The sequence below is a fragment of the Mixta intestinalis genome (assembly GCF_009914055.1).
Taxonomy (GTDB): Bacteria; Pseudomonadota; Gammaproteobacteria; order Enterobacterales; family Enterobacteriaceae; genus Mixta; species Mixta intestinalis.
Map to the genome: position 1 here is coordinate 2,909,038 of NZ_CP028271.1, position 12,188 is coordinate 2,921,225.

At 53.2% G+C, this 12,188-nt stretch carries 11 protein-coding genes; 4 read left to right on the forward strand and 7 right to left on the reverse strand.

Annotation, left to right across the window (positions count from 1 at the left end; translation table 11 throughout):
• Window positions 1-57: 57 nt before the first annotated feature.
• Window positions 58-708, forward strand: a complete 651-nt coding sequence (locus tag C7M51_RS13410) for an acyl-homoserine-lactone synthase (protein ID WP_160622251.1) — start codon at window positions 58-60, stop codon at window positions 706-708.
• Here the strand turns inward: C7M51_RS13410 and C7M51_RS13415 are convergent.
• The gene (locus C7M51_RS13415; RefSeq protein WP_160622252.1) at window positions 689-1,426 is read right to left on the reverse strand and encodes a helix-turn-helix transcriptional regulator; all 738 of its coding nucleotides are present in this window, start codon (window positions 1,424-1,426) and stop codon (window positions 689-691) included. The genes C7M51_RS13410 and C7M51_RS13415 overlap by 20 nt on opposite strands.
• 592 nt (window positions 1,427-2,018) lie before the next feature.
• On the opposite strand from C7M51_RS13415, the gene C7M51_RS13420 reads away from it, so the two are divergent.
• Window positions 2,019-3,086, forward strand: a complete 1,068-nt coding sequence (locus tag C7M51_RS13420; protein ID WP_160622253.1) for an alkene reductase — start codon at window positions 2,019-2,021, stop codon at window positions 3,084-3,086.
• A 34-nt stretch (window positions 3,087-3,120) separates the two neighbouring features.
• Here the strand turns inward: C7M51_RS13420 and C7M51_RS13425 are convergent, their stop codons facing one another.
• The gene (locus C7M51_RS13425) at window positions 3,121-4,440 is read right to left on the reverse strand and encodes a PQQ-dependent sugar dehydrogenase (RefSeq protein WP_160622254.1); all 1,320 of its coding nucleotides are present in this window, start codon (window positions 4,438-4,440) and stop codon (window positions 3,121-3,123) included.
• Complete coding sequence (locus tag C7M51_RS13430; protein ID WP_160622255.1) at window positions 4,437-4,877, reverse strand: DUF2231 domain-containing protein; 441 nt, start codon at window positions 4,875-4,877, stop codon at window positions 4,437-4,439. The genes C7M51_RS13425 and C7M51_RS13430 overlap by 4 nt, the downstream gene beginning before the upstream one ends.
• Window positions 4,878-5,084: 207 nt before the next feature.
• Between C7M51_RS13430 and C7M51_RS13435 the strand changes: the two genes are divergently transcribed.
• Both C7M51_RS13435 and C7M51_RS13440 read left to right on the forward strand, forming a co-directional pair.
• Window positions 5,085-5,873 carry a siderophore-interacting protein gene (locus C7M51_RS13435; RefSeq protein WP_341874748.1) on the forward strand — a complete coding sequence of 263 codons (789 nt, stop codon included), beginning with the start codon at window positions 5,085-5,087 and terminating at the stop codon, window positions 5,871-5,873.
• A gap of 59 nt (window positions 5,874-5,932) precedes the next feature.
• Window positions 5,933-6,439: a PadR family transcriptional regulator gene (locus C7M51_RS13440; RefSeq protein WP_160622256.1), complete on the forward strand. Its 507-nt coding sequence runs from the start codon at window positions 5,933-5,935 to the stop codon at window positions 6,437-6,439.
• Between the two features lie 44 nt (window positions 6,440-6,483).
• On the opposite strand, the gene C7M51_RS13445 is transcribed toward C7M51_RS13440, so the two are convergent.
• From C7M51_RS13445 to C7M51_RS13460, 4 genes are all read right to left on the reverse strand, one after another.
• On the reverse strand, window positions 6,484-7,584 hold the full coding sequence (locus C7M51_RS13445) for an NADH:flavin oxidoreductase/NADH oxidase (RefSeq protein WP_160622257.1): 1,101 nt from the start codon (window positions 7,582-7,584) through the stop codon (window positions 6,484-6,486).
• Between the two features lie 118 nt (window positions 7,585-7,702).
• Window positions 7,703-9,133, reverse strand: a complete 1,431-nt coding sequence (locus tag C7M51_RS13450) for a sugar porter family MFS transporter (protein WP_160622258.1) — start codon at window positions 9,131-9,133, stop codon at window positions 7,703-7,705.
• 384 nt (window positions 9,134-9,517) lie between these two features.
• Window positions 9,518-10,912 carry an MFS transporter gene (locus tag C7M51_RS13455; RefSeq protein WP_160622259.1) on the reverse strand — a complete coding sequence of 465 codons (1,395 nt, stop codon included), beginning with the start codon at window positions 10,910-10,912 and terminating at the stop codon, window positions 9,518-9,520.
• Window positions 10,913-10,993: 81 nt separating this feature from the next.
• Window positions 10,994-12,166 carry a M20 aminoacylase family protein gene (locus C7M51_RS13460; RefSeq protein WP_425281014.1) on the reverse strand — a complete coding sequence of 391 codons (1,173 nt, stop codon included), beginning with the start codon at window positions 12,164-12,166 and terminating at the stop codon, window positions 10,994-10,996.
• Window positions 12,167-12,188: the final 22 nt, after the last annotated feature.

The window sequence follows — 12,188 nt, forward strand, 5'->3', positions numbered from 1 at the left end:
TTCCGGCGCAGGTTTTGTAATCCAGATGCAAAACAATTTCATCGAAATGGAGCCAGCATGATAAATTTTCTTGATATTAACTACCAAAAATTATCAGAACAGAGATCAAGTGAACTGTTTATCCTGAGAAAGGAAACTTTCAAGGATCGTCTGGACTGGGCCGTTAACTGCATTAACGGTATGGAGTTTGATGAATATGACAATGAGCATACCACCTACGTTTTTGGCATCCATAACGATAGCGTATTATGTAGCGTAAGGTTTATTGAAACCCGCTATCCAAATATGATCACCCATACGTTCGCCCCCTGGTTCGATAAGGTTGAGCTCCCTCAGGGCAACTATATTGAATCCAGCCGCTTCTTTGTTGATAAAGAGCGCGCCCGCAACAGCGAACTTTATCAATATCCCGTTAGCAATATGTTATTTTTAGCGATGGTTAATTATGCACGTCACTATGGCTACGAAGGGATCTATACGCTGGTGAGCCATGCGATGCTGCGCATATTAAAACGCTCCGGTTGGGATATCTCCGTTGTTGAACAGACGCTTTCCGAGAAAAAAGAGAAGATTTATATCGTTTTTCTTCCCGTTGACGATCGTAGCCGCGATACGCTAATTGAGCGTTCTAATCCCAACAATCTGTTTAATCACAAACAATTAGAAAGCTGGCCGCTTAATATCCAGCCTAACCCACTGCGGGTTTAATTAACTGAAGTTCAACACCCATTCTGATGGCGTGTTTCGCATTCATTACGCCCAATTTTTTTACAACGTTGCCAATATGAAATTTTACCGTGCTCACTTTAATACCCAGGATAAGCGCGATCTCCTGATAGGTTTTACCTACGCTGGCCCAGTAAAGGATCTCATTTTCACGGGGTGAGAAAATATCTTTACTGATCTGTTTCTTACTCGTTGTACTATTTTCCAGCTCTTTGTACAGGGAGATAATCTTCTCGTGCACCTTGATAAGCAGCATTTGTAGCTTATCTTCCTGCTCCGCAACGATAGCTTCAGCCTCATTAACATGCTCTTCATTCATCAGAATGGAGAGTAATGCAAGATTATTGTAATAATCATGTAAAATAAAAGTATGTCCGTTAGCTATTTTATAATTTTTGGACAGGTTAAATATTTTGGAAAAGTTCACTTCAGTATTAATGGTGATGCTTTCATCCCATGAAAACGGCGCTATACGCGTGAACGACGCAATAACCACCGGATCGATCTGCTGATAGTTATTTTCTTTATAAATATCTACCCACTCCTTCGGATAGTTAGAAATCACCAGCATATCGGCAGGATTCTTTTTATTCAGCACCATATAGGCATATTTTAAATTGCCAAATTGCTTTAATTTTCTGTCGAAGTAATGCCGAGCGGTTTCGATGATCGCCTGATTTTCTGAAAAAAATAGTGACATCCTTAACCTCAAAATAACGTTATATTTTCCCTAATTTGCCCGCAGCTGCACGGCCCTGTAGTTAAGTTTAACTTAAAACATCCTTTCCTACATCGTAAAGTGTTCACCTACAGAAAACAAAGGTTAAATTTTACGCAAAAAAAACCTGACCGCTAAGGGTCAGGTTGCCATTTGGCCAACACCAGGGAAAATTTATCCGAAAATTATCATACAGTTAACGCTCTTACGTCAAGGTAAACCCTCATTATGTAATGATATATCCATATAACCGTTTCAATTTGAAGGAGCACTTTTCAGCATAACTTACTGGTAGTTAAGCAAACCTGTAACAACAGCAGACAGGATGACACCTTACTTGCCGCCATAAATAACGCTCCGACATCCCTCCATCGCCGTTATTCCCAGCGGCAACGAAATGTCTGACAAATAGCGCGTGCGGGTCATTCGCTGCCTGCGTCAATATTTAGCTTTAGCGTTCTTTAACACTCCATGCTCTCTGCCACAGGTAAAGGCTCTGTCGCATTGACGCTTGCTTCACCACTGCGCATGATGATTTTTTACAGATCCACTCCTACTAACGGATGAGGTAACTATGGCAAGCCTGTATCAACCGGTAAAAATCGGCGCGCTGGAATTAAAAAATCGTATCGTCATGGCCCCGCTTACGCGTATGCGTGCGGTTGAGGCGCGCACGCCTAATGAGATCATGCTGAAACATTATGTGCAGCGGGCCAGCGCTGGCCTGATCCTGACTGAAGCGACCTCCATTTCGCCACAGGGCGTCGGCTATCCCAACACGCCGGGCATCTGGAGTGAGGAACAGATCGCGGGCTGGAAAAAAATTACCGACGCGGTACATCAGGCAGGCGGTAAAATCATGCTTCAGCTCTGGCATGTGGGCCGCGTTTCCGATCCCATCCATCTCGATGGCGATCTGCCCGTCGCCCCCAGCGCCATCGCCCCGGAAGGCCATGTGACGCTGGTTCGCCCTCAACGCCCCTACGTTACACCGCGCGCGCTGGAAACTAACGAAATCCCTGGCATTGTGGCGGATTTTCGCCGCGCAGCAGAAAATGCCCGGCAGGCTGGTTTTGACGGCGTGGAGATTCATGCGGCAAACGGCTATCTGATCGATCAGTTCCTGCATGACGGCTCCAACAAACGTAGCGATCGCTACGGCGGCCCGATTGAAAACCGCGCCCGTTTCCTGCTGGAAGTGGTTGATGCGGTGCTGGAAGTGTGGCCAGCCGATCGCGTCGGTGTGCATCTCAACCTGATGTCGAACAGCTATTCCATGTCTGACTCCAATCCGCCAGCGCTGTTTGGCTATGTTGCCGAGCAGCTTAACAGGCGTCACCTCGCCTTTATCTTCGCACGCGAAGCCCTGACGATGGACAAACCGATCGGCCCGCTGGTGCGCAAGAAGTTCAGCGGCGCTTTTATTATGAATGAGAACATTAGCCGTGAAGAGGCCGAGAAGCTTATTGAGGAAGGCAAGGCGGATGCGGTGAGCTTTGGCAAACTCTATATTGCCAACCCGGACCTGGTGAAACGCTTCCAGCATCGGGCACCGCTTAATACGCTAAACAGCGAGACGATTTATCAAATGGAGCCGCCCTATGAGCGCGGCTATACTGATTATCCTTTCCTGACGGAATAAGCATTTCCGGCGCGCTCCGACGCGCCGGTTTCATTTATGGCGTACCGGCTGCGGTCACGCGCCAGACGGTGTTGCCCGCGTCATCAGCAATCAGCACCCCACCCTGCTTATCCATCGCCAGCCCTACCGGCAGCCCACGCACCTCTTTCTGATCGGCGGTGAGGAAACCGGTGACTACCGGCTGCGGCTTGCCTGTCGGCCTGCCATCTTTAAAGGCGACAAACGACACGCGATAGCCATTAAGCGGTGAGCGATCCCAACTGCCGTGCTCGCTGATAAAAGCGCCGCCGTGATATTTAGCCGGTAGCGCGTTGCCGGTATAGAACAGCAGGCCCAGCGGCGCAACGTGTGAGCTAAGCGCGTAGTCTGGCTTAATCGCCTTTTCCACCAGATCGGGACGCTGCGGCATAACACGATGATCGGTATGCTGACCGTAATAGCTGTAGGGCCAGCCATAAAACCCGCCTTCCTGCACCGATGTCAGATAATCCGGGACTAAATCGGCACCGATCTCGTCACGTTCGTTCACTATCGCCCAAAGTTTACCGCTCTGTGGCTCCCACTGTAGGCCGGTGGGATTGCGCAGGCCGCTGGCGTAGATACGGCTGCCGCCGGTGGCGATATCGACCTCCAGTACGGCCGCACGGCGGTATTCCGCCCCGATACCGTTTTCGACAATGTTGCTGTTGGAGCCGACGCCAACATAAAGCTTGCTGCCGTCAGGACTGGCCAGCAATGACTTCGTCCAGTGGTGGTTAAGCGGCCCACCCGGTAAATCGGTCAGTTCCGTACCGGGATCGGTAATACGCGTTGCGCCCATTTCATAGCGATAACGCATAATGCTGTCAGCGTTAGCCACATAGAGCATATCGCCTACCAGCTGCACACCAAACGGCGAATGCAGATTCTCAAGGAAAGTGTGCTTCTCCCAGGTAACACCGTCGCCGCTGGCGTTGCGCAGCAGCGTAATACGATTGCCGCCCTTACCGCCTTTGCCGGATGATTTCTGCACCATCCCCATCACCAGCTGCTTCGGCATGCTGATCGGCTCGGTTCCGGGACTGTTCGCTTCCACCACCAGCACATCATTATTCGGCAGCACATAAACCTGACGCGGATGCATCAGGCCGTCAGCCACTTTGGTAATACGCAGACCGCTGGCAACGGTCGGGGTCTCACCCGCCTTCCATGCGACGCCTTTCGGCACCTGCATCGGCGGCAGCAGGAAATCCTGCGCCTTCGGCAATACCGGATTAGGGCCAACCTGACTTTCAGGATCGACCGAAGCCTGCTCATCGCAACCGCTCAGCAGCAGCGCCGACGTTATCGCTATCAACAGCAGTGGTTTTTTCATCGGGCGACTCCTTCAGCAGTACGCAGGCGCAGGGCAAGCTGGACATTAGCGAAGCAGATCAACAGTACCACCAGCGTTGAAAGGATCACGCCCGCCGGAACCACCGCATACGCATCGCGGCTGTGAACAAAGGCGTTGAAAATCGCCAGCACGATCGCCAGCAGGTTAGCCCAAAAATCAACTTTTACCGCGGAGGTGTGCCGCCAGGCGGTGCTTACCCACACCTGCACCAGGTTAATCAGCCGGGGAATAATGGCAATAATCAGCCCAAAAGCGATCAGCCAGCTGGCGCTTTTCGTCCACATCGGGTTGTAGCTTTGCAAATAGATGATGTCAAAAATCCACGCGGCAGCAAAAAAGCCGAGTGGGATGGGGTTAAGGCATTCGTACAGCGCCACAGCAAGCGCCGAGTTGCGTCTGGTCGCATAGGGATTCATTAGCAAGCTCCTGAAATAATAAGAATATGACCGGCGACAACGCACGCTTTACCGTATCGCTATCCTGAAAAAGATTAGTAAACGTGAAGCGTTTCGCGCATCACACTGGCAAAAATAGTCATTTATTCATCAGAGCAGCACGAAAGGTTCTTGTGATAAAGATATATCTTGGATATGTTTCTGTCTTTACGACATAACGAGAACCTGATGATGAATGCAGAGATAACTTCCCCGGCCTGGCCGCTTCCCACCCGTAAAAAGAATGAGCTGCGCCTGCGTCAGCTGCGCGTACAGAGTAAAACCCAAATCGGACGCTTCTGGCGTATCGTACTGAGCGGTGAAGATTTGCAGGGCTTCGCTTCCCACAGCTTTGACGATCACATCAAGCTCTTTTTTCCCGATCCGGAAAATGGCGGGCTGCGTCTGCCGGAAGTGAGCGAACAGGGTGTCGTCTGGCCGGAAGGCAAGCGTCCTCCGTCCCGCGACTACACTCCACTCGCCTGGGATGCCGCTGCGAACACCCTGACTATCGATTTCTTTATTCATCCCGGTGGCCTGGCGAGCGACTGGGCGGAGAAGGCGCAGATTAACGATCCGTTGGTAATCGGCGGGCCACGCGGCTCCTTCTGTATACCGCTGGACTACGCTTTCCAGCTCTACCTGTGCGATGAAACCGGCCTGCCTGCGCTAAACCGTCGCCTGAAGGAGCTACAGGCGGCGCAGAGCGATGCCGAAATTCACCTGTTGATAATGGCCGATGAAGCACAGAGCAAAGCATACCTGCCCGCGCTAGCCCAGGTTCATTACCATTTCCTGCCCGCCGATGTGAATACCGCACGCGCCGCGCTGGCGCAGCTGCCCCTTCCGCAACAGGGCTATTTCCTGTGGCTTACCGGCGAAGGCGATCGGGTCAAAGCCTTAATCGATTACCTGACCGAGCAGCGCCAGGTTAACGACAGCTACCTGCGTGGCGTTGCTTACTGGCACAGTAAATAAGCGCACAGGCCGATATCTGTCGGCACGCTTTTTGTTATTTTTTAAACAAGGACAATCCGATGAGAGGAAAAAAAGATTCTGCCTTCTTTGCTCACAGGAAGCGTAAAGATCGGCTGCTGGATGCCACCGAAGTACGACTGCTGATCCTCAGCATTCTCCAAACCCACGCGGCACACGGCTATGAACTGATCAAGGCGATTGAAGAACTGTCGCAGGGCGAATATACGCCCAGCCCCAGCCTGGTCTATCCCAACCTGGCCCTGTTGGAGGAGATGGGTTATATCAGGGCGGAAACGGAAGAAAGCAGCAGAAAGAATTACCAGCTTACCGCTGAAGGCGAAGCGCATCTTAGCCAGCAGCAGGCGCAGCTGGAGCAGGTCATGACGCGCCTGGCTTCGCTGGCGGTGCTGGCGCATAATCGCAGCCTGCCGGACGTACAGCGGGCGATACATAATATGAAGATGGCGCTGAATACCCGCCTTGCTGACGAGCAGATCTCGCAGCAGACGTTGTATGCCATTGTCGACGTGCTGGATGAGGCGGCGAAAAAAATCGAACGCAGCTAACCTGGAGGACAGGTAAAAAGGCGCCAGGCGGCGCCTTTTTAGGTTTACTCGCTGGTGCGATAGCGTTCCAGCCAGTGCGCATAAGGGGCTGGCAGCACCCATGCGGCTTTGTCTTCTTTTAACGCCAGCGCAGCCTGATATGGCCAGTGCGGATTCGCCAGATGAGCGCGTCCAACCATCACCAGATCCAACTGCTGCTCTTCAACGGTACGGTTAGCGATTGCGGGCGCATCAATCCCCCAGGCTGAAGCCACCGGAATTTGCGCTTCACGGCGCACCCGTTCGGCAATCGGAGCCAGGAAAGCCGGGCCCCACGGAATATTGGCATCCGGCGTGGAGAAACCAACGCTGACGCTCAGCAGATCCAGGCCACCGGCACGCATCTGACGCGTCACTTCGATAGATTCTTCCAGCGTTTGCTCATCGCGCCCGTCATATTCAATCACGCCAAAACGCGCGGTCAGCGGCAGATTTTCCGGCCAGACGTGGCGTACCGCTTCCAGCGTTTCCAGCATAAAACGGCTGCGTCCGGCAAGATCGCCGCCGTAGGCATCCTGACGCTGGTTAGCCTGCACGGAGAAGAAACTCTGCGCCAGATAGCCATGCGCGAAATGCAGCTCCAGCCATTCAAAACCGGCATCACGAGCGCGACGGGCGGCAGTAGCGAAATCTTCACGTACGCGGGCGATATCATCCAGCGTCATCGCTTTCGGCACCTGCGGCAGATTAGCGCCGAAGGCAATCGCAGAAGGCGCGATGGTTTCCCAGCCGCGTCCGTCATCGGCGGCGATATGATCATCGCCTTCCCATGGACGATTGGCGCTGGCCTTGCGACCGGCGTGGGCGATCTGAATGCCCGGCACCGCACCCGCCGCCTTAATATCGCGGGCGATCTGCGCCAGTTTTTCCGCCTGCTCATCGCTCCAGATGCCGAGGCAGCCGGGAGTGATGCGTCCTTCCGGCGCTACCGCCGTGGCCTCAACGATAACCAGGCCCGCACCGCCGCGCGCCAGGCCACTGTAGTGAACGCGATGCCAGTCATTGCTCATCCCGTCGGTAGCGGTGTACTGGCACATCGGCGGAATGGCGATGCGATTACGCAGCGTCACGTCCTTTAAAGTAAACGGTGAAAATAAAGCTGACATTGTTAACCTTTTGCGTTCAGGAAAAGAAAATTAAGCACCCCTGAATGATAATTTGCGCCAGCATCATTGTGCTGGTCATCAGGGTGAAAGCGAGCCGATGATAGTCTGTCATCCATGTTTAAACTTCACCGTACTTGCTGCGCATCATATTTTCGATCTCTTCCAGGCTCTTGCCGCGCGTTTCCGGCAGCAGGAAGTACACGAAAATAAACGAGCCGATATTCAGTAACACGAAAACAAAGAAGGTTTGATTACCGATCAGGTTCAGCGTTAGCGGGAAAGCAAAAGCCACGATGGCGTTACAGACCCACTGGAAGGAGACGGCGGTTCCGGTCAGCGCACCGCGAATCTTCATCGGGAACAGCTCAGACATCAGCAGCCAGTAAACCGGCGCAACACACATCTGCATAAAAAACAGGAACACCAGAATGCAGGCCAATGCCAGATAGCTTTGCGTCAGGTTCTGCGGCAGGAAAGTCAGCGTCAGCCCCAGCGCCACCTGCGCCAGAATCACTACGGCAAGGCCGGTCATCAACATACGGCGACGGCTGTAGCGGCTTACCGCCCAGATACCGACCAGCACGGCAAGCACCGAAACAATACCGTTGCCGATAGTGGCAGCAATCGCAGCATTGGTGCCCATGCCGGTCGTTTTCAAAATAATCGGCGTGTAGTACATAAAGGCGTTTACGCCGGTAAACTGCGCCACGAATCCCAGCCCACAGCCGGTCAGCAGCAGGCGAATTACCCAGCGCTCTTTCAACAGCGCCCGTACCGATGGCCCTTTACGTGACAGCCGCTCCTGTTTGCGCATCTCCGCCATCTCTTTGCGCACTTCACGCGGCGTCTCTCTGAGTTTTTTCAACACCCGTAGCGCCTCGGTAAAGCGCCCTTCCGATACCAGCCAGTGCGGCGAAGCTGGCACAAAAAAGGTGCCGATAAACAGCAAAATACCCGGCACCATCGCCAGCGCCAGCATATAGCGCCAGATATGTGGATCGTGCAGCGTGTAGCTCATAATGGTGCTGACGACATAAGCCAGTAGCTGACCGCTAACGATCATTAACTCATTGCGGCTTACCAGCGGCGCTCGCCGCTTCGGCCCGGCAATCTCAGCAATAAATACCGGCACGGTAGACGATCCACCGCCGACAGCGACACCCAGCACAAAACGCATCGCCACCATCGTTGGCACCGAAGGTGCAACTGCGGTCCCCAAGGCACCGGCAATGAACAGTAGCGCCAGACTGCGCAGCGTCATACGGCGTCCGAAGCGATCGGAGAAAAATCCGCTCAGGAAAGAACCAATCGCTGCGCCAAAAATCAGCGACGACGTCACCAGTCCTTCGGTAAAGGAGGTTAGTCCCAGCCCGCCCTGTGAGGGTGCGGTAGACATAAAGGGTAAGGAGCCAGAGATAATACCGGTATCGTAGCCAAAGGCGAGCGCGCCCATGGTCGCGACCAGCACCACAATAAAGATACGTTGGCGAACGGAATCTTTGGTTTCAACCGCTTCGGCGGATGAGTGTTCAGATGGATAATCGGTCATACCACTTCCTGTTATTAGTTTTGTAAATATCGATGCAGGTACTGTTATTTGATTTGAAAGAGGTTTCTCCAGCTAAACATGATGAAGGTAAAGTTAAGTCTAGACAGACTTCGCTGAAGTCGCCCGATTACGTGACAAAGGTCACAAAGGGAAGCGGCAGATTGCGCAAAAGCGCAGCGGATAGATCAAGAAGTGTACGCCGAAACGCTAAGCGGCGGCCCGGCAAAAAGCGTCAGGCTCAGCCAGCCGTCTCGTTTTGGTTAGCAAACGGCTGGCTGAGCTGCTGACGCAGCAGATGTTGCGGTAGAGACGGAGGTTATCGAGTTCGTTCCCCCGCAGGCTGGCGAGCGCGGTTTAGCTGGCCCGGTTCGCCATATTTATCCCCTATTTCTGCCGTGGCACCATGATGACGATAACGAGGAAAGATATCGCGCAGAACAGAACATTAACCAACAGCCCGGTGGTAGCGGCAATAGCGGGGCCTTTTGACAGCATCGCCGCATAAGCGGAGGCGGAAATCGCGATACCAAAAGCGCCCCCCAGCGAGCTGGCCATCTTATAGATGCCGGAGGCGACGCCGATGCGCTCTTCCGGCGCGCTGGAGATCGCAGTATCGGTGGAAGGCGTGGCGTAAAAGCCCAGCCCCAGCCCAAACAGAATATAGCCAATCAGCACTACGGCAACGTAGGCGCTGTCTGGTAGCTGCGTAAGCGCCATTAGCGCCACGCCTGTCCCGGTAATCGCGGTGCCCCACATCATCGGCTTACGTGCGCCCACTTTTTGCAGCAGCTTTTCTCCTACCCGAATCATCCCTAACACCGCCACCAGATAGCCGATGGTTAACATACCGGACTGAAAGGCGCTAAAGCCGCGCCCCTGCTGGACATAAACGCTGGCGACAATCAGCGTACCTGCCACCGCGTTAAGTAAAAAGTTAGAGAGCACCGCCCCGCTATAGGCGCGATGTTTAAACAGCGCAAAATCGATAAAGCTGGCGCTCTTCTTGCGTCGGGCGTTGGTAAAAAACAGCGCCGCCGCCAGCACAAACACTATTGCGGGAATCACTATTACGCTGTTCAGCCAGCCCAGCGCGTTACCTTTGGTAATCGTCCAGTTAAGGCAGATCAGCATCACTACGAAGGACAGCAGCCCAACGTAGTCGAAGCGATAGTTATCGCTGGTATTCGCCTTGCTTTCCGGCGTGCCGCGAATCAGCAACATACCCGCCAGTGCGCAACAGATTGACAGAATAAACACCCACCGCCAGCCGCAGTAAGTCGCTATGGCTCCACCGGCCAGCGAGCAGAGACCAGAGCCGCCCCAGGAACCGATCGACCAAAAGCTCAGCGCCCGTTGCCGCGCCTCATCCTGATAATAAGTTTTAATCAGCGATAGCGTCGCAGGCATAATACAGGCGGCAGAAAAGCCCTGAATAATACGCCCAATGGCAAACAACAGCGTATTTTGCGCAACGACCAGGCAAAGGCAGCCCAGAATACTTAAGGCAAATCCGGTTTGCGTCAGCTTTACCCGTCCGAAACGATCGGCAAAACCACCGGCAACGACAATAAAGCAGCCGGAAAATAATCCGGTCAGGCTGATGGCTAAATTAAGCGACTCCAGTGGAATAGCGACATCCTGCTGTATTGCCGGAACGATATTGACAACCGATTGTGCGAATAGCCAAAAGGTAAGAACGCCGAAAATAATTCCGACGATCAGTCTTCCGCTTCCTTTAAATACGGCAGGCACGGCATTATGCGTCTCTGAAGCTGTCATAAGGACTCCCTTCACGATTTATTTTTTGCTGCGCGATAGGTTATCGTCAGCAGAATATTTTAGACGTCAGCGTAAGTTGCACTATTGCAGAAACTTCTCGGCCAGATGACTAAAAAACAGCGCGCCCGGTACAATCAGTTCATCATTAAAATCGTAGCCGGGATTATGTACCAGACATCTTTCCGGCTCGTCGCCCGCGCCGATAAACAGATAGCTACCGTTAGGATTCTCCTCCAGCATAAAGGCAAAATCTTCGCTGCCCATTACCGCAGCGGCATCGGTGCAAATCATCTCTTCACTGACAAACTGACGCGCCACGTCGATGGCGAATGCCGTCGCATCAGCGCCATTAACCAGCACCGGGCTACCGTTAACGTGGGTAATATTGACTTCAGCACCAAAACTTTGCGCCTGACCGTGAGCGATCTCGCGAATACGCTGCAACAGCCGCTGACGCACCCCGTTATCCAGTGCACGCACGCTCAGTTTCAGCAACGCGTTAGCGTTAATAACGTTAGGCGCTTCTCCTGAACAGAAACTGCCTACCGTGACAACCGCCTGGTCAAAAGGTGAGGTATTGCGTGCCACGATAGTTTGCAGCGCCACCACGATATGACACGCCACCAGCGTCGCATCAATACTTTTCTCCGGGAAGGCACCGTGCCCACCTTTGCCAATCACCTCAATATGCAGCGTATCGGACGAGGCCATCATCGCACCGGTTTTAAAGTAAAAATGCCCTTTTTTCAGGCCCGGCATGTTATGCAGCGCATAAATCGCATCGCAGGGAAACTGCCGAAACAGCCCATCTTCCAGCATCAGCCTGCCGCCATACAGCAGCTCCTCGCCCGGCTGGAAAATAAGGTGCAGCGTGCCGTTGAAGCGACGGCTTTTCGCCAGATATTCAGCGGCACACAGTAGCGTCGCCGTATGTCCATCGTGACCGCAGCCGTGAAATTTACCCGCCACGGTGCTGCGCCAGGCGGGATTGCCGCCTTCGGTTATCGGTAATGCATCCATATCCGCACGCAACCCCAGCGTTTTGCCGCCGTTGCCCACTTTTAGCGTCCCGACCACGCCCGTTTTCGCCATACCCCGGTTTACCTGGTAGCCCCATTGCTGGAGTTTCTCTGCGACGATATTACTGGTACGCGTTTCCTCCAGGCCGATCTCAGGATGCTGATGCAGATCGTGACGCAGCGCGATAAACTGCGCCTGGTTATTAACGATATGTTGATATAGTTCTTTCATTATTATCCCTCGTTTCCCGTCCAAA